The organism is Phormidium sp. CCY1219 (assembly GCF_035615515.1).
Taxonomy (GTDB): domain Bacteria; phylum Cyanobacteriota; class Cyanobacteriia; order Cyanobacteriales; family Laspinemataceae; genus CCY1219.
Window position 1 is genome coordinate 1 of the sequence record NZ_JAJENT010000906.1, and the last position, 17632, is coordinate 17632.

16 protein-coding genes are annotated in these 17632 nt (G+C 50.4%); 10 read left to right on the forward strand and 6 right to left on the reverse strand.

The window, feature by feature from the left end:
* Window positions 1-213: 213 nt before the first annotated feature.
* The 3 genes from LKK83_RS29705 (at window position 214) to trmB (ending at window position 3604) form a co-directional block, all read left to right on the forward strand.
* Entirely contained in the window at window positions 214-573 is a 360-nt protein-coding gene (locus tag LKK83_RS29705) for a hypothetical protein (RefSeq protein ID WP_324635079.1), read from the forward strand.
* A gap of 266 nt (window positions 574-839) precedes the next feature.
* A complete protein-coding gene (locus LKK83_RS29710; RefSeq protein WP_324635080.1) occupies window positions 840-2783 on the forward strand; it encodes a pentapeptide repeat-containing protein in 1944 nt (647 codons plus the stop codon).
* A gap of 185 nt (window positions 2784-2968) precedes the next feature.
* The gene (trmB, locus tag LKK83_RS29715; RefSeq protein ID WP_324635081.1) at window positions 2969-3604 is read left to right on the forward strand and encodes a tRNA (guanosine(46)-N7)-methyltransferase TrmB; all 636 of its coding nucleotides are present in this window, start codon (window positions 2969-2971) and stop codon (window positions 3602-3604) included.
* 49 nt (window positions 3605-3653) lie between these two features.
* On the opposite strand, the gene LKK83_RS29720 is transcribed toward trmB, so the two are convergent.
* Window positions 3654-5108, reverse strand: coding sequence for a dolichyl-phosphate-mannose--protein mannosyltransferase (locus tag LKK83_RS29720; RefSeq protein WP_324635082.1), 1455 nt, complete (start codon window positions 5106-5108; stop codon window positions 3654-3656).
* 58 nt (window positions 5109-5166) lie between these two features.
* Between LKK83_RS29720 and LKK83_RS29725 the strand changes: the two genes are divergently transcribed.
* Window positions 5167-6600: an NCS2 family permease gene (locus tag LKK83_RS29725; RefSeq protein WP_442957390.1), complete on the forward strand. Its 1434-nt coding sequence runs from the start codon at window positions 5167-5169 to the stop codon at window positions 6598-6600.
* 60 nt (window positions 6601-6660) lie between these two features.
* On the opposite strand, the gene LKK83_RS29730 is transcribed toward LKK83_RS29725, so the two are convergent.
* Window positions 6661-7842, reverse strand: coding sequence for a PAS domain-containing protein (locus LKK83_RS29730; protein WP_324635083.1), 1182 nt, complete (start codon window positions 7840-7842; stop codon window positions 6661-6663).
* Between the two features lie 432 nt (window positions 7843-8274).
* A complete protein-coding gene (locus LKK83_RS29735) occupies window positions 8275-9000 on the reverse strand; it encodes a Crp/Fnr family transcriptional regulator (RefSeq protein WP_324635084.1) in 726 nt (241 codons plus the stop codon).
* A gap of 362 nt (window positions 9001-9362) precedes the next feature.
* Here LKK83_RS29735 and LKK83_RS29740 point away from each other — a divergent pair, with 362 nt between their 5' ends.
* The 6 genes from LKK83_RS29740 to LKK83_RS29765 all read left to right on the forward strand — a co-directional run bounded on the left by LKK83_RS29740 (window position 9363) and on the right by LKK83_RS29765 (window position 13621).
* Entirely contained in the window at window positions 9363-9560 is a 198-nt protein-coding gene (locus LKK83_RS29740; RefSeq protein WP_324635085.1) for a hypothetical protein, read from the forward strand.
* Between the two features lie 65 nt (window positions 9561-9625).
* Entirely contained in the window at window positions 9626-9943 is a 318-nt protein-coding gene (locus LKK83_RS29745) for a hypothetical protein (RefSeq protein WP_324635086.1), read from the forward strand.
* 222 nt (window positions 9944-10165) lie between these two features.
* On the forward strand, window positions 10166-10411 hold the full coding sequence (locus tag LKK83_RS29750; RefSeq protein ID WP_324635087.1) for a hypothetical protein: 246 nt from the start codon (window positions 10166-10168) through the stop codon (window positions 10409-10411).
* Between the two features lie 248 nt (window positions 10412-10659).
* Complete coding sequence (locus LKK83_RS29755; protein ID WP_324635088.1) at window positions 10660-11520, forward strand: DUF2382 domain-containing protein; 861 nt, start codon at window positions 10660-10662, stop codon at window positions 11518-11520.
* A 177-nt stretch (window positions 11521-11697) separates the two neighbouring features.
* On the forward strand, window positions 11698-12645 hold the full coding sequence (locus LKK83_RS29760) for a DUF2382 domain-containing protein (RefSeq protein ID WP_324635089.1): 948 nt from the start codon (window positions 11698-11700) through the stop codon (window positions 12643-12645).
* Window positions 12646-12811: 166 nt separating this feature from the next.
* Entirely contained in the window at window positions 12812-13621 is an 810-nt protein-coding gene (locus tag LKK83_RS29765; protein ID WP_324635090.1) for an endonuclease/exonuclease/phosphatase family protein, read from the forward strand.
* A gap of 8 nt (window positions 13622-13629) precedes the next feature.
* Here the strand turns inward: LKK83_RS29765 and LKK83_RS29770 are convergent, their stop codons facing one another.
* From LKK83_RS29770 to LKK83_RS29780, 3 genes are all read right to left on the reverse strand, one after another.
* Window positions 13630-14382 (reverse strand): Uma2 family endonuclease, encoded by a 753-nt coding sequence (locus tag LKK83_RS29770; protein ID WP_442957391.1) that lies wholly within the window; start codon window positions 14380-14382, stop codon window positions 13630-13632.
* A 26-nt stretch (window positions 14383-14408) separates the two neighbouring features.
* Complete coding sequence (locus LKK83_RS29775; protein ID WP_324635092.1) at window positions 14409-16373, reverse strand: MASE1 domain-containing protein; 1965 nt, start codon at window positions 16371-16373, stop codon at window positions 14409-14411.
* Window positions 16374-16571: 198 nt separating this feature from the next.
* Window positions 16572-17210 carry a transaldolase family protein gene (locus LKK83_RS29780; protein WP_324635093.1) on the reverse strand — a complete coding sequence of 213 codons (639 nt, stop codon included), beginning with the start codon at window positions 17208-17210 and terminating at the stop codon, window positions 16572-16574.
* Window positions 17211-17632 lie beyond the last annotated feature (422 nt).

A 17632-nucleotide genomic window follows, 5' to 3' on the forward strand; every position in this document is an offset into this window, starting at 1 on the left:
CCATTTCCCCTGGCTCTCATCCCGACGCTCACCAAGCACGGGTAGAGCGCGGGGCTTCCCGCCGAGAAGCTAAAATTAGCAATCACAGGGCGATGATTGACACCGCCGCGTTGTCTGCATTCCTCAATCTCGGGCCGAGAGGATGCCTTGACAAATCGCCAATCGTTCTAGTATAATATGCGCTTTCAGTTGAAGGGCGCACCAGGGCGGGGAATGGTTTCCCAAACCGGGAGAGAATTGCACCAGATTTTTATCCAAGTGGGCAAAAAAGTAGGGAGAGTTTTTCGGGAATGGTTGCGCCCGTCGGGGGAAACCACAGCGATCGCGGATAAAAATTGGCGCAATAATTTTAGAAATCGCCTGCGAGTGGCAATTTTTATGAGACAATGGTGTATCTGCAAAAAAATCGGCGGCTGTGGACAAATTTGGCTGCAGAAACGGCGAACGCAGAGGGGCACAATGGCGCGAAGGCGGGGGAATGGTGGCGGGCAATGCCCCCCCGCGTTCGGTCCGAGGGTGGAACGGCGAGTCAAAATCCCCGATCGCCGCAATTTGTGGGTAGGTTTATTTTAGTTTGCAATGTTTAAAGATGCTGTGTTAAAACGGAAGAACTGCTGAAATTGTCTCAGATAGGGGGATATGGCGATAAGACCCCAGCAATTAAGGAGCCAATAAAAATGCAAGTTAAAGCAAAAAAGGCGCGCGGGGGGCGCATTTCCGGCAAATTGCTCTGTGGCAAAGAGGTCAAAACGTCAGATGTTGCGAGATAATCACTCAGGAGAAGCGATCGAATCGTTTCTGGTTGACGAGAGTTATGATTTCGGTGCGGGAGGCACGTAGTGGCACAGTGTCCGGTTTGTCAAACTACATACATTGAAGGCGAGATCAAAAATTGCTCGACTTGTGGTTGGGATTTGACGCCTTATCCCTTGACTTTGGGACGTATCCCGGATGGGTTTTTGCGGAAGGAACGGGCACAGCTAAAGTGGGCGAGAATGGTGTGGGAAAAATTGCACGCCTCCGGGCCACAGGGGCACAGCGATCGCGTGACCCAGTTGCAGATGCAAGTCTCTCAACTGAACGCTCAGCTCGACTTATCCGCCCAAGAACGAAATGAATTGCAGTCCTTATTCGAGCAAACCGAGTCGGCGTACTGGCAATTACATAGTAAATTCGAACAAAGCGAAAAAGACCGAGAAACCGCGAACCAACAGCGCGTAAGCGCCGAGTCTTTATTGCAAGACACCGAAGCGGCATATCGAGAGCTACACGAACAACTCGAAACGAGCAAAATTCAGCTCGAAGAATTAAATAAAGAATGCAGCGAATTCAAATCGCAAATTCACGAAGCCGCTAAAGCTTATTGGCGGCTACAAGATCGGTTAGAACAAGTCGAAAGCGAGCGATCGCAGCTACAAACGAACCTGGCGCGAGTGCAGTCGGAATGCAACCTGCACAAAGCGAGAGCCAATCAAGTGCAGCGCCAGCTCGAAAGCGCGGAACAACAGCTTGAAGAGTATAAAAACGCGCGATCGGACGATACCGCCGAGGTGAGTGAATTGCAGGGACAATTGCAACAAGCCGCTACAGCATATTGGCAGCTTCAAAGTCAGCTTGCTGACACCCAAGCCGAACTGGAAACCTCTCGCCAAAGCGCTTCGAGTATCAGCGAATCCGAGCGATCGCACCTGAAAGCTCAACTACAAGAAAGCCAAACCAAATCCTCCGAATTGGAAGTGCAGCTCTCTCGACTAGAACTCGAACTCAACGAACAACGCCAAGAACGACAAGTCAGCGACACGCGGTTTAACTGGGTACTAAACGAGCGAAATCAGCTCCAAACCCAAGTAGAAAAAGCCAATCAAGAACTGGTCCAATTACAAGCACAACTCTCTCAAACTCAATGGCAACTCGAAGTCGCCAATCAGGAAAACAGCCGCTTAGTGGAAGCCACCTACAACTCTCAAATTACCCGCAATGCCTCCCTGGGTCAAAACCTGAAAAATACCGCCAGCGTTTTGTTTGTCCTGCTCTCCCTGAGTCCGTTTTTATTGCTGTTCGACCCCCGCTTGTCCGACCCGCTTTTTAAAATCGCCCTTCGCAAAGGTTATATTACCAATGCCAGTGCCCGGGAGTTACAAAACATTCACCTGCAAGGCTCCGAGTTAGATGATGCCAATTTTAGCGACTCCCAACTTAACAATAGCAATTTCAGAAATACTAGCCTGATTAACGCCAACTTTGAAGGAGCCAATTTAAACGGGGTTGATTTTCACCAAGCCAACTTGCGCGCCGCCAATTTAACTAATGCCAGTGTTATTTGGTCTAACTTAAGCGAAGCCAATCTAGAATCAGCTAACTTAAGCGGCGCTAATTTAGAAAAAGCGAACTTAACGGATGCCAATTTAAGCGGCGCTTACTTAAAAAATTCTATCATCGATATTAACACGACCAAAATCGACCCGGAAGATTTGCTGAATTGGAAAATCGTAAATTGGCCGCGCCGAAACCGACAACTCCAAGGTCTGGACTTGAGCCGTTTTAATTTAAACAGCGCTAGTTTAATCGAGGCTAATCTCAGCAATACCAATTTTACGAATGTCAATTTAACCCTAGCCGATCTCAGCGGGGCGAATTTATCTGGGGCGAATTTATCCGGGGCAAATTTATCCGGGGCTAAATTAAAAGACGCGAATTTGGAGGGGGCAACGTTAACGAACATCAAAACCGATAATTTGACCATTTGTCCCAACGGGAGAACCGGTCCTTGTCAGCTTCAGTAGCCTCAGTTCTGATGCGAAATAATTGGCAGGGGATGGGGTGGCCCGTAGGGATTGGCTAACTTTTACGGAAAGCGCCGATGCAAATTATTTGACTTCCCCGCGTGACTACCCCTTGGCAAATCTAGACCTCTCGGGATAAAATATATAGGGGTTTGAATTGCGATCGCTAAACGGAGGTTTAAGAATTGGGACGAGTCAGAGTTCGTCAGCATGTTAACCCATTGAGTCAAGCGTATCAAACACCCGTTAACCCGCCGCAGTGGGATAAAATTTATGCCGATATGAGAAAACCCCTACATATGGATATCGGTTGCGGTTGGGGTCGGTTTTTGTTGAGTCTGGCCCAGTGGGAACCGGATTGGAATTTTTTGGGATTGGAGATTCGCGAATCTTTAGTCGAAACCGCGATCGCCCAACGGGATGAAAAACAAATCCCCAATCTCCACTTTCTGTTTTGCAATGCCAATCCCTCCTTGCAACCCTTACTCGACTCTTTGCCCCCCGGTATTTTGCAGCGGGTTTCGATTCAATTTCCCGACCCTTGGTTTAAAAAACGCCACCAAAAACGCCGGGTGGTACAACCGGAATTAGTCGCCGATATCGCCCACTATCTGTCTGCAGGTGGAGTGGTGTTTTTGCAATCTGATGTGGAAGAAGTGGCGATCGAAATGCGCGATCGCTTCCAAGAACATCCCGCGTTTGTCCTGGAAAATCCCCAGTGGCTTCCCGAAAATCCCCTCGCTGTCGCCACAGAACGCGAACGCCTCACCTTAGACAAAGGCGAACCGGTGTATCGCGCGGTTTTTCGCAAGGGCGATTAAGGGGAAAATGGGGTAAAACCTGCTCTCAATTTCCCCCTTTTTCTGCCAATTAATACCAAGAAGGCAACCACATGCGGGAACTCCATTGTTGCGCGGTGATGGGAAGACCTAAATAAATCGGCATCCAATACCAAAAGGCGATCGCACTTAGCCCGATCGCCCCGATCGCGATCGCGCGCAGGTGGGGGCGAGAACTGCGCCACCAGCGATCCACTAACCACGCCAAGGCTAATCCCGCAAATACCAACGACCCCATATAATGATAGAGAAACAAACAGCGCGTCACCTTCGCCCAAGGAAGCCAATTCGCCAAATAATTCAACCCTAAATAAAGCACTACCCCATCCGAGGGAATCGGGCGATCGCCTCCCCCTTGCACCCTTTCCCACATTCGCATCCCTAACCCCACCATCAACAGGGCGATCGCCGCCGTGGAAAACCACCACAACACCGGATTTCCAATCGCGTGAACCGCATAAACCACCTCCCCCGACTCCGAGGACACCGACGGCACAATCTCGTTTTCCGGTAGCTTTCCCCCGGCTTTTTCATATAAATATAATACCGGACGAATCATCAACGGCCAACTCAACCAACTCGAACAATACGGATGCACCTGTGCCGTATTTCCCACCCGCTGATGAAATCCTAAAATTTGCCGATTCACTTCCCAAAAATCGTATTTTGGGTTAAAATAAATATGCGGAATCCAACTGAGCCGATACACCAGGGCCGGCACTAGCCCTAAATTCACCGCCATCGGCCAAATGCCCAGGGAACCCAAACGCAAACTCGGGTAATTTTTCTCCGCGATCGCCCTTTCATTCCCCTGCCCTTTTCGCCGCCAGAGTTTCGCCGCTATCCACACCAAATAACTACCCAACAAAAATCCCAATCCGTTCCATTTGATAGCTGCAGATGCGCCAAAAAATACCCCGGCAATTCCCAATTTTACCCAATGCGGTTTCCGCCCATTTCCCACGGCTTGCAACACAAAATATTGCCCCAACAAACCGAACAACACCAGATAAACATTCACCAACGCATAGCGCGATTCCACCAGAAACAACCCATCCAACGCCGCAAATAATGCCGCTATCAATCCATAACTGCGACGGCAAGTCAATTGATGGGCAATCCCGGCAATCACCAAAGGCAAAAAAGACCCGGTTAAGGCATTCAACCAGCGATAACTCCAAGTGGTTCGCAGGGAACCAGCCAAAGTGTTTTGCGTGTCGGTACCGATAGGCAAATGAGACCCGATCCACATGGCGATCGCGATGATATATTTCGCCAGGGGCGGATGTCCGTCAAAAAATTCGGTTTGGGTTAAATAATTATTGGCAAATTTGGCATAATAAACCTCATCAAATACTAACGTATTAAAGCGGCTCAATCCCCAAAAGCGCAACGCCAGGGACACGAAAAATATGCCAGCCAATCCCCAAGCATACCAGGGAAATTGTTTCGGCAATTGGGTCATTTGTTGTTGGTCATTAGTCATTGGTCATTAGTCATTGGCGGCTGGATGCAGTATTGTAGGGGATATTGTCGTGCTTTTTATGATTGCCATGAACTCCGACGATCGCCCTTCTTTTCCCACTCCTCCCTCTGGCGGGGAAGGTTTTCTCGCCTCTGTGGCCAGATTTTTCAAATTTAGCGAACATCACACCACCTTTCGCACGGAAATTTTGGCAGGGGTCACCACGTTTATGACGATGGCGTATATTTTAGCGGTGAATCCGGCCATTTTGTCCGATGCAATTTTTTTGCAAGAAGCAGGGGATTTATTTAGCGAACTGGCGATCGCCACAGCGCTTTCCGCCGCCATCGGGACCGCGATTATGGCACTGAGCGCCAATTATCCCTTTGCTCTCGCCCCCGGGATGGGATTGAATGCCTTTTTTACCTTTTCCGTGGTGATTGGGTTAGGGATTGAGTGGCGCATCGCCCTCGCTGCGGTGTTTATCGAGGGGATGATTTTTATCGGACTTTCCCTGTCCAAAATTCGCAGTCAAATCATTCGCGCCCTTCCCGAGTGTATCAAACAAGCCACTGCAGCGGGAATTGGGTTATTTCTGGCGTATATCGCCTTGGCGGGGGATCCGGCGGTAGGCGGGGCGGGATTGATCGTGGCGGATCCGGTGACGAAAACTGCCTTGGGGAACTTGAATCAACCGCCGACGTTGATGGCGATCGCCGGGATTGTGATTACCAGCGCGTTGGTGGCGCGTCGCATTACTGGGGCACTGTTGTGGGGAATTCTCGCCACAGCGGTCCTGGGTTGGATCCTGGGCATCGCCGCGCCACCGACTGCGATCGTGGCATGGCCCGCGTTTCCCACGGATTTAGTCGGACAAGCGATCGCCGGATTGTCCCAGATTACCCGCACCAATCTCTGGGAATTTTTCGCAGTTGTTTTTGTGTTTTTATTCGTGGATTTGTTCGATACCATCGGCACCTTAGCCGGGGTAGCTATTCAAGCCGGTTATATTAAAGAAAATGGAGAATTGCCCCGGGCAAATCAAGCTTTAATGGCAGATGCGATCGCTACCACGGTTGGCGCTTTTTTCGGCACCTCTACCGTCACCACCTATATCGAATCTGCCGCCGGGGTTGCCGAAGGAGGACGCACCGGCTTTACCAGCGCGATCGTTGCTTTTTTATTCCTATTTTCCCTGTTGTTTATTCCCCTCTTGCAAGCCATTCCCGCCTTTGCCACTGCCCCGGCATTAGTTATCGTAGGGGTGTTAATGGCCGGCAACGTGCGGCGCATTCGCTGGGACGATCCTGCCGAATCCATTCCCTCGTTTTTAACCCTTTTAATTATTCCCTTAAGTAATTCCATCGCCGAAGGATTGGCGGTGGGATTGATGACCTATCCGGCGATTAAAGCTTTTCAAGGAAAAGCCCGCGAAACCACCGCCACTCAATGGATTTTAGCCGCTATTTTTCTGCTCAGATTTATCTATATGGCACTCAATCCCACGGAATAAGTGGTAGACGGCAAATCAGCAGCAAGGTGAATCGAACCTCTTCAATTCCCCGCTGATAATTTATTGGTTCCGCTTTTCGACCCAAATAATGTGCTGATTGTCATCGTAGCAGATGCGACCGGATTTCTTGAATTTTTGCAGCATTCGGGTAATGGTCACGCGGGTGGTACAGCAAGCATCGGCGAGTTCTTTATGGGTGAGGCGAACTTTTAAGCGCGTTCCTTCTGGTACCGGTTCGCCAATTTCTCTTTTTAACAACTTTAATAAATTATACAAGCGTTCGTTTACTTTTCGCTTGCCAGAAATGGCTAAAAAAGCTTCAGTTTGACGCAGGCGCTGGTTGATGCGCGGTAACAAAGCTTGCCTCAAGTGAGGAGATGCGGCAAGTTCGGGGAGGGAAATGGAGATTAATTCCACCCTCTCGGAAAGGGCGATCGCTTCATAGATGGGCAGAGAGGTGGTACTCGCGCCAAATGCCATAGATGAACCCACTAATCCCATTAAAACTTCCGATTCCGGGTCGCTGATGGTGCTTAACTTGACTAATCCGCGATCGACGATCCAGATAGTTTCCGGATTCAGGGGAATCAGGTCTCCTTTTAAATAACAATGTTTCGGACGATTTTGGCAGATATCGGAGGATTGTTTTTCCAGCAGTTTCAATCCGAGGAAGTCTGGGCTGACAGGGTGAAATAACCAATGAAAATGACTCGGTTGACCCTGGCGATCGCCTAGGGCGATTGCCCGAACGTTCAACTCAATCCAATCGCGATTGTAGGGGTGTAGGCGAGGCATCCAGTCACCTATCCGTTCTTTTCGTTGCAGTTCGGCAAGTTTGGCATCAAAGATTTCTCGATCGGCGCTGGCGATAAATTCGCCGAGGGATTTGCCCACTAAAAAGTTCTCCGAACAGTTGAGGAATTTGCCAGCGACGGCGTTTGCCTGTTGGATGATTCCTTGGGGATTGGTGACGATACAAGGGTTGGGTAAAAACTCGAATAAGGCTTGATATTTTTCCGGTTCTATTTCCAGTTCGGATTGGCAGGCGGTTAATGCGTCTTGTTCTCGGTTGAGTTGTTCTACCGCAAGCTGTAGTTTTTCCGCCGCGATGCCGACTTCTGTTATAACATTCGGCAGCAACGAAGCAGGGGGTTTTGGGTTGGCGATCGCTTCTTGGTAGAGCTGAAACAACCGTTGTTGCCATTCTTCAAATTTGTCAGTAAAATTATTTGTACTGTTCAACACACACCTCTGGTTCCGATTGTTCTATTTGCAGTTTGCTTTTCCCGGTTTTATTCTTTTCCGGGAAGAGAGTTCAACGTGGCTGTGGCTCGAATCTATTCAGTTGAATGCTCTCGATCGGGTGGGTATGTGGAACCTAGATACGCTTTTCAAAATTATCGAACCCCGCTAACTTTCAATTTGGCAGCAATTTCGGGAGAGTTGAGAAATGAAAGTATCTTTCTCAGGGAAAGCCACGGCACAAGAGTGGCTTTCTCGATCCCCAGTGAGGGTGAATGCTTCTCAAACCCGTTGGGCAATCAAAGCCGCGATCGCCTGAATTGTTCTTGGACCCCCCGATCCAATTGCGATCGCTCCGGAAAGCTGCTAAAACTATCAAAACATTAGCGAGAAAAAACGTCTGTACGATATCGTACATAAATCGGAAAAATTTTAATTGAACTTTATCTGTAGCAATCGCTCGAACTCATCTTGGGTTAATTTATAACACTCGCAAGCGGTGGATTCGAGCCTTTCGCGATTGACGATGGTAATCTTGCCTCGGGTGTAGCGAATCAAGCCCCTTTCCTGCAGCATACCCGCCGCCACGGTGACGCCGGATCGGCGGGTACCGAGCATGGTGGCGATAAATTCCTGAGTCACTTGCAATTCATCGGAGTTGACGCGATCGTGAACCCAAAGCAACCAGCGCGCCAGTCGCTGCTCGATGGTATGATGGCGATTGCAAGCTGCCGACTGGGACACTTGCCCGAACAGAGCTTGGGTATAGAGCAGCAGCAGTCGTTGCAGGGTACTTCCGCCGGCACAGAGGGTTTTGAGTTGTGTGGCGCTCATCTGCATGGCACGACCCCCCACTTGCACCACTGCAGTGGTGATTTTGGTGCGATCGCCGCCCCACACCACCGGCAATCCCAACATGCCTTCATTCCCCACCAATCCCACTTCTGTGGTGGCTCCACTTTCCAAAATCGAGACTAAGGAAATCACCGCTTCTGTGGGAAAATAAACCCAGGAGATCTCCTCGTCAGGGCGATAGAGCACATCCCCCAGGGATAGGGAAACGGTTCTTAAATGAGGAGTGAGGCGCTGAAACTCTGCGGGTGGGAGCGCTGCGAGTAGTTGATTTTCTGGAATGTGAGATTCTTCAGAAACAGACATTGGGCGTTCTTTCTCGGAAAGCTTACAAGGGTGAAACCAGCAAAGGCAGCAAAATGGGTCTAAAGAACCGATTTTTCAGGCTCAGCGGGTTTTTTTTAACCCGATCGGCGAAACTGACGCTTATGCGTTGCCTCACCGTCGCTTTTCTTAAAAATACCAAGATATTTTGCGAAATTTGGTACGGTAGCGTACATACATCCCTCAATTTCACATCCACCGGAGAATCCACCAGGAGTCATGGGGCATGGTTGAGGGCGATCGGAGGCACTCAGGTGCTAAAAAAAAGGCGATCGAGGAGAAAATCTGGGAAAACTTTATGCTACTATCGGAAAATTCGCAGTTATTAAGTCGTCGGAAACGCCATGTTATGGATTGCCATTCACAGCGCATGGTTGGGGGAAAAACCGCCAAGCAATGAAAACCGGAAACCCGCCGAGAAGAATGTCGCTCTCGGAAACGGTGTGCGCCAAAAAACCAAGCCACTTCCTTGCACCGAACCATTGTTGTGTCGCCAGGGAGTGGCTTCGTTTTTGGGGAGAAATTGGGCGATCGCCTTTTGAGCTAGGGATAAATCCAACCGATTACCTTTAAATCTGTTCGTCTGAGCAAGAATACGCAGCGTCGGATGTCTGAACAACTGATTAACTTAACCTTCCGATACGTAACTGAAGTCGTGGAAGCGGTTTTAGAAGAAACGAAGCAGCATCGAGAGCGAGTGATTTTTCTCGATCCCCAATGGCGGCACAAGCTAATTTTTCACGTCCTCGATCGCGTGCCGAATCATTATACGATTCTCAGGGAAACCGAGAGCTTACCGCAGGATATTGAGTGGATATACTCAGTGGCAGAACGAGTGCAAATGGAAATTTTGATTCGTCAGAGCATGATAGATCTGCTACCCGACAATCGAGAAGGGATAAACCGGAACCAATCCTCCAGCTAATCCCCTTCATGGTTTAGGCAATGAACGGGTAAAATCCCCCATTCGCAGGGGCTTTCCTGCTTCCCAGTCTATGCTGGGAACGCTTTTGTGAGAAATATATATTGTGGGTCGCTTGGCGCAAGCTGTCGCACAAAGAATTTAGGGAATTCAGTGAGATTAATTGGGGTGGCTTGACCCAACGGAGTCTATATCTAGGAGCGATGGGTACCGGGCAGGTATAGCTTGTGGTGGGCAACTCAATGGAGCGACGGTAGCCTGTGGGGAAAGCTGGCAATAGAAACGAAAGAAAGCCTTGGGCAATCCAACATCAATCCATTCATCCTCCTGAAGATAGATGCTCTCCCCCTGAGATTGTCCTATGGTTTTAGGTTGCGCGATCGCAGGCGCAAACCCCCGGGAAAGGGAAAACCAGAGGCGATCGGTGCCAGCAGAGAATTGCAGCAGATATCCCTGGTTCTGCGGGGCTAGGCAAGAGAGCGAGGGTCAGATAAGAACGGGGGAGAAACAGCGAAATCCGCACGGTAGCAGGAGAAAAAAGACCAGAAGAGGAACGAGCCGGCAGAAACACTCAGAATAATACCTACTTAATAAAATCTACAAAAGAAGAAGATATTGGGGTGAGAAAATTATCTGGGCAAATCAGTCTGTAGATAGATGAAAGGAACGGTTCATATTTACTAGATTGGTAAGTGAAGAGAACAGAGGACAAGTTTTATATGGCTCTTGTCAAAATTCACGATTTTTATCCGAATTATCGAGAAGAAATTTTTGGCGGCACCGACATCAAAGGAATGGATGTCTATGCAGGTACCACCGATGAAAAAATTGGCACCATTTACGATATCCTTCTAGATGAAACCGGTCGGTTTCGCTATCTAGTGATTGACACGGGCTTTTGGATTTTCGGCAAAAAAGTGTTGCTACCTATCGGATCGGCGCGCATCGATTATGATGCGGGGCGCGTGTACGCGATCGGATTGGTAGACAAACATCAAGCCGAACAACTGCCCGAGTACGACGAACTGATGCCCATCGATTACGAATACGAAGAACGGGTGCGCAACGTCTATCGCCAGCCCCGTGCAAAGGCAACTCAAACCCAACAAAAAACTGCCACCACCCACAATCGCGAGACCTACAGCTACGACAAAGAACCTTCTCTGTACGAGCTGCGCGAACAAGATCACAAAAACCTGAAGCTTTACGAAGAACGGCTGTTGGCGAATAAAGACCGCCACAAAGCTGGTGAAGTTGCAGTTGGTAAGCGGGTCGAAACCGAAACCGCCCGCGCTGCAGTTCCCGTAGAGAAAGAGCGCGTGGTCATCGAACGCAGCAGTCCCGCCGCCGGCCAAGAGCGCCGCGTGAAACCCGGTTCGGTTGAGTTTAACGAAGGCGAAGTGGCACGTGCCGAAGTGTACGAAGAAAATGCCGACATCAAGAAAGAAGCTTTCGTCCGCGAAAATGTTGATGTTCACAAGGAAGTCGAACGCGACACCGTAGAAGCGGAAGAAACCATCCGTCGCGAAGAGTTAGAAGTGGACAAAGAAGGAAATCCGGTTGTCAAGCGCAATCGATAAATATAACCTTCTGAATGAAATAGCTGCCTTCTCAACTGTTTCGGTTGAGAAGGCATCTCGCGACAATTCGTCGCCCCGGAATAAAGAAGAGAAACACCTCACCGGGTGGTTCTTTGTGCATTGCAACTATCAAAGGATTTTGCAGCAACTTTTTATAAAAGGAGATTAAGGAAAATTATGAGTAGCTACAAGGCCAAACGGCAGGATTCCGTACAGTTTCGCGAAGATCTGCAACCTCGGGTGGACAATCTGCGAAACCAGCTCCAAAATTTTAAAGTGAGAGACCCTGACGGTGAAGCGATCGGCCACGTCAGGGACTTGATTATGGGGGACAATGGCAAGCTACATTTAGTGGTGTCGGGAGTAGAAAACCCAGACACTCCCAGGTTAGTGCTAATTCGCAGCGATTTGATTCAGAAAATCGAATATGCAACCGATTCGGTATTCGTTATTGTGAGTCGAGAACAATTTGACGGGTTGCCGGAATATTATGAAGAAATGGTGGGCAGACCGGCAGTGGATTCCTCCGATGTGCCGCGAGACTGGCTCTCCGAACCGGCAGCGAATGCGGGACAAACCCCTCCCCAGGCAAAAGAAGAGTGGGTCAGAGCGCAGAAGCGCGTTCGGGAATCCCCTGGGGCACCAGAATCTTCTACCTCGGCGAAAACACCCCTGCGCGACGATCGCGCCAAACGGCAAGTGAGTATCGAAGACGACATTCAGGTACTCGAAGAACGCTTGCAGGTCGATCGCAGCAAACGGAAAGTGGGCGAAGTGGTGGTCCGCAAAGAAATCGAAACTCGCGTGGTGGAAGTGCCGGTGCGCCGCGAGAAATTAATTGTGGAACAAGTGAGTCCGGAGAGCAAACCCCTGGCGGAAGTGGATCTGGGTGAGGGACAAGTCACGGGGTTAGACTCTGCTGAGAATGGTTCTTCGGGGGGAGTAACCGCTAAACCCACAGTTAGCGGCGAGTTTACCTCGGTGACAATAGCGGCACAGATTTTAGACGCGATCGCCAGCCGCCAACCGGAAAGCTGCAGCAAAGTGCGCTTGTCTCTCGAAGTGGAAGACGAGCGCTTGCTGGAAACCTATCAACAGTGGTTCGAGCGCTACTCGAATGGTTAATCCGGTTCGGGAAAACATATAGCATAAACCCCGCCATTTGTCAATCTTTTTTTGCCACAACTTTGCCCCGCAACAGCCAGAATCCGGCGATCGCCCTTGACAGAAAACCCAGCTTTTTTATACTATAATGCGGGGTTTAAGTTAGGTATGAACTGAGAGAGTTGCGATGAAACTGAAAATAATGACAATCAATCTGCGCTTCGATAAGCCAGATAAGGATGAAAGTGCCTGGGCCGTGCGGCGCTCTGCGGTAGCGGCTCAGATCCGGCATTACGACCCAGATATCATCGGCACCCAAGAGGGATTAGCCCATCAACTGCTGGACTTGCATCGGTTGTTGCCCGAGTATCAAAGTGTGGGGGGCGATCGCGAAGCCAAGGGCACCCAGGAACGCTGTGCGATTTTTTTCCGTTTTCCCAAATTACACTGTGTGGGTATGGGTGATTTTTGGCTGAGCGAAACGCCCGATCGCCCCGGTAGCATGACGCCACATTGGGAAAATCCGGTGCCTCGGATGGCCACTTGGGGCGTCTTTGCGGCGGGGGAGTCAGAGCAAAAGGTGGCGGTGTGCAATACGCACTTAGACTACCATAGCGATCGCGCCCGCAAGCTGGGTGCCCAATTGATTCGCGATCGCCTCGCCACTCTGGAAGTGGAAGCAATAGACAACTTGCAACAAACCGCCCTATTCTTCATCACTGGGGATTTTAACGCCGAACCCGGTTCCCCGCCGCGAGAAACCCTGGGCGGAAAACTCGGCGATCGGGCCGACGCGCCGCAACTGCGAGACGCCCTCGCCGATGTGGAATTAGACCGACAAAAAAGCTTTCACGACTTTACCGGGAAAGCTTTTGCGGCGGTGGATACCATTTATTACGATGCCCGCCTCACCTTGCAACAGGCGACGGTAGACCCCCAGCAATGGGAAGGCGTCTGGCCCAGCGATCACTATCCGGCGATCGCTCAATTCAAATAAGCCAATTCCTACTCCGCCTCCGGTTCGATTCCCGCCGCGCGAAGTTGCGCGGCTAATCGTTCCGCCCGCTGGCGTTCGGTTTCGGCGCGCTGGCGTTCGGTTTCGGCGCGCTGGCGTTCTGCTTCCACTCGTTCCGAACCCCACAACAGTAAATTTCCCGCTTCATCCCACCAGCGCAACCAGTAGTCCTCGCGGTTGTCCCGAGTTCCGCGCCATACGCCTAAAAAAAGCTGCATTTCTGGTATCCAAAAGCGGTTTTGCTGGTCTGCATGCTGCAGGCGATATTGTTTCGTATCGCCCAAATGATAGAATTCCAACCTGCCGGTTTCTGGGTCAAAAATCCCGTAATTCGGCACTTGCAAAATTCGTTCGTAGAAGAAGAATTTCCCGGGGGGATAGGTTTCTTTGATGGAATATTCTTCCCCTGGAGTTGCTGACAAAAACTCCAGCACCAACATCGGCGGGTCTCCCTGCAGTTGCGGCGTATAGCTGCGAACTACCTCGGAACGCGCCACGGTAATTTGAGGAATGTAGGCCCAATCGGGGGCTTTTACTGCGATTTTGCCATCGATGGTGGCACAAATGCCGTAGTTGGTTGGGGTTAAGGCATTCGCAGGCAGTTTTCCCGCAAGCTGCAAGCTTTCGGTGAGAGCTGCGGCGATCGCCGGTTGGTTAATATTATCCACTGGATCGTCGGGTAAAACAAAATCATCGGGTAACTTTTCCCAAGTGATGGTGTAATTCGCGGAGGCTAACATGATGATTCGTCCAGGCAGACTGAGTTTTTTTATTCTATCACCTTGGTTGGCTTTTGGCAATCATCTGCGACATTTTTTGCTTTTTTATACTGGATGGGGAGGAGAATTTCCATTGTTGTCCCTTTTCCGATGTCGGAGCGACAAAGCAACTCGCCGCGATGCTTTTTAACGATGGTTTCATAGCTGATATAAAGTCCCAATCCCGTTCCTTGACCCACGGGTTTGGTGGTGAAAAAAGGGTCGAACATTTTGCCCTGCCGGTCTGGTTCGATGCCGCCGCCGTTGTCGGCGATCGCAATACTCACGCGATCGCCGTCTCGCAAAGCAGTTTGTATTTTAATCTCGCCCGGTTTTGGGGGTTTCAAGTGGGCGATCGCATCAATGGCATTGGTTAACAGATTCATATAAACCTGATTGATTTCTCCACTGAAACATTCCACTTTGGGCAAGTTGCTGTATTCTTTAATCACTGCAATCGGATCGGTGCTTTTTTTATCCGCTTGATGGGAATCAAACCCCGCCAGTCGATGTTGCAGAATCAGCAGGGTACTTTCAATCCCTTCGTGAATATCCACGGACTTGAGCTGCGCTTCATCTAAGCGGGAAAAATTGCGAAGACTTAACACAATCCGTTGGATGCGGTTGGCTCCGGATTGCATGGAATCTAGAAGTTTAAAGCAGTCTTTGGCGATGAATTCACAGTCTATATCTGCCTCTAAATCGAGGATTTCTGCATCGGGATTCGGGGTTTTTTCCTGGTAAAGGGACAACAGCTCGATTAAGTCGCGAAAGTAGTCTTTGGCGGGGGGAAGATTGCTGTAAATAAAACTAACGGGATTGTTGATTTCGTGGGCAATGCCGGCAACGAGTTGCCCCAAACCGGTCATTTTTTCATTTTGAATGAGTTGGGCTTGGGTTTGTTTGAGCTGACGTAACGTTTTGGCGAGGGAGTCGGCTTTTTCTCTTAAATGAATTTCCTGGCGTTGCAGTTGTTGGTTGGCGCGAGAGAGTTCTTGGGTACGTTCGATGACCCGGGATTCGAGTTCTTCTTTGGCTTGTTGTAAGCTGGCTAATGCCTCACGACGTTCTTCCAAGACTGCCATTAATACCAGGGTGGTGACAGAAATAACGCCAATAAATGATTCTAAAAAGAGGAGAGAGGCATTGAGAGAATCGCGGACAAAGGAACTGCGATCGAGGATAGTGCCGGCGATCGCCATTCCACCAGTGAGGGCGATCGCCAGGGTTGTCCAGCGATCGGAAAAGCGAAATGCCGCCCAAACCAGCAATGGTAGGGTTAAATATTCTACAGGGTGAGCTTCCCAAAAGGCTAACTTCACCACTATCCCAAACAGCAACAGCCAACTGAGACTTTCCAGGCGGAAAGGGCGAAACTCTTGCCGAAGCTGATGCCACGGGGAGGACTGTTGTGAGGTGGCTTGAAAAAAGCGATGCCAGGTTAACAGAACCGGGGTAAAAATCAGCACGCCGGCTGCATTCGACACCCACCAGGTGGTCCAGGAGGAGCCAAATCCGGACCAGGGAACCCATTGTGCGACGCACAGGGCCGCAACCCCGACGGTGGCGCTGATGGTTTGACTGGCGATCGCCCCCCAAGCCACAAATTGAAACACCTCCCCCGCCCGTCGGAAGGGATAGGGAGTGCGGGTAAAGCGCTGGATGAAATAGGCTCCAAAGAGAGGGGTGAGGGTATTGCCCCCAGCAGTAACGGCCCCGATCGCCAGACTCACGGGACTCGGATCGAGCACCACGGAAATGCCAAACGAACCGAGGGCGATACCGAGTAGGGTTTTTTTCCCCCACAAAAGTACCGCCGCCAATCCAATTCCCGCCGGAATCCAAACCGCTGTCACATTCCCGGGGAGGACTGCTAATTTGAGTCCGAGGATGCCCAACAAACAGTAAACAATCCCCAGGGCGAGATTGAGGGTCAGGTTTTGTCTTAGCTTCAGGTGCGGCTGTTTTCTTTCCATCTCAAACTCCGTAGGGGTCTGCTGTGTCAAAAGCACAGTCACTTACCGCCGATTTTAATGCAAATTTAGAAGTTGCCATTTTTGAGCTAGGTGTTCCCCTGCTTGCCAGTCTAACGGCGTTGCAGTCTTGAGACTGGGGTGCGCTTCGAGGGACATTTCTGGGCAGGCATCCACCGGACGATCTAGGGGGTTATACAGTTACCGGGCTAAGCCAACGCCGTTGCGCGCGAATTCGGCTATGGTTTCGTTGGAGAGTTCGTGGGTTGCCATTGCCCGTAACATCATTAGGGGCAATGTGAGGTGATCCGCTCCCGCTTGCAAGGCGGCGGCGGCTTCGGCGGGGGACTTGATACTGGCGGCTAAAATTTCTACATCGCTATCCCTCAGCACTTCTGCCATGTCTCGCACTAAGCCGATGCCATCGCCGAGTAACCGGGTGGCGCGGTTTACATAGGCGATCGCGATTTTGGCACCGGCTTCGCGCGCTACCGCCGCCTGCGCTGCACTGTAAATTGCCGTTACCGAACAGGTAATTTCTCCCGACAAATCGTCCACGACTTGAAATCCCACTGGGGTTGCCGGAATTTTTAACACGGTGCGATCGCCGATAATCTTATACGCCTTGCGCCCTTCGCGCCGCATGCCCTCAAAATCCGCCGCCATAAGCTGGTAGTACAGCGGTCCGTTGCTCAAGGGAACCAGTTTTTTCAAGGTCTCTTCCGGGGAGAACTCGCTTTTTGCCAATAAGGTAGGATTGGTCGTGATGCCTTTTACCCACCCCATTTCTCTCGCGGTTTGCGCTTCCGATGCGATCGCTGAATCCAGATAAATAGCCATAACGCTCCTCGATGTTCGTTGCTTTGTTCAAACCAGGTGCAAGTTAATTTTTGCATACCCACTGTGGGGAGACGCTACAGACGCGATTTATCCCGTTTGTACAACTTCGTCTTTTCCCCCAGGGGACAGGAGTTAATTTGCTTCCCCTTCCAACCTGCGGGACTTTTCTACGGCGCAACTTGTCTGATAAGTTGAACAAACGCGATCGCACGGTGGAGATTGCGACGGGGTGATTTTTCGTCCCCTTTGCAGAAATGCTGAACGCAGTTCAGCGCCGGAGTTGGTAGAGGCAAAATCTCCAAACTCTGGTAAACTTGTATCAGCTCAATGGGTACGGTAAAGGGTGGACACAGATTCCGAGCCAACCGGAGACACGACCCATTTGGCAAGGCTGGATGCCCTGTAAATCCTGGTATCGCCCA

Coding starts and splice junctions, on each gene's coding strand:
- LKK83_RS29705 (WP_324635079.1), top strand. CDS start 214: ATGGTTTCCCAAACCGGGAGAGAATTGCACCAGATTTTTATCCAAGTG.
- LKK83_RS29720 (WP_324635082.1), bottom strand. CDS start 5,108: ATGACTAATGACCAACAACAAATGACCCAATTGCCGAAACAATTTCCC.
- LKK83_RS29725 (WP_442957390.1), top strand. CDS start 5,167: ATGATTGCCATGAACTCCGACGATCGCCCTTCTTTTCCCACTCCTCCC.
- LKK83_RS29735 (WP_324635084.1), bottom strand. CDS start 9,000: ATGTCTGTTTCTGAAGAATCTCACATTCCAGAAAATCAACTACTCGCA.
- LKK83_RS29740 (WP_324635085.1), top strand. CDS start 9,363: ATGTTATGGATTGCCATTCACAGCGCATGGTTGGGGGAAAAACCGCCA.
- LKK83_RS29745 (WP_324635086.1), top strand. CDS start 9,626: ATGTCTGAACAACTGATTAACTTAACCTTCCGATACGTAACTGAAGTC.
- LKK83_RS29755 (WP_324635088.1), top strand. CDS start 10,660: ATGGCTCTTGTCAAAATTCACGATTTTTATCCGAATTATCGAGAAGAA.
- LKK83_RS29760 (WP_324635089.1), top strand. CDS start 11,698: ATGAGTAGCTACAAGGCCAAACGGCAGGATTCCGTACAGTTTCGCGAA.
- LKK83_RS29765 (WP_324635090.1), top strand. CDS start 12,812: ATGAAACTGAAAATAATGACAATCAATCTGCGCTTCGATAAGCCAGAT.
- LKK83_RS29775 (WP_324635092.1), bottom strand. CDS start 16,373: ATGGAAAGAAAACAGCCGCACCTGAAGCTAAGACAAAACCTGACCCTC.
- LKK83_RS29780 (WP_324635093.1), bottom strand. CDS start 17,210: ATGGCTATTTATCTGGATTCAGCGATCGCATCGGAAGCGCAAACCGCG.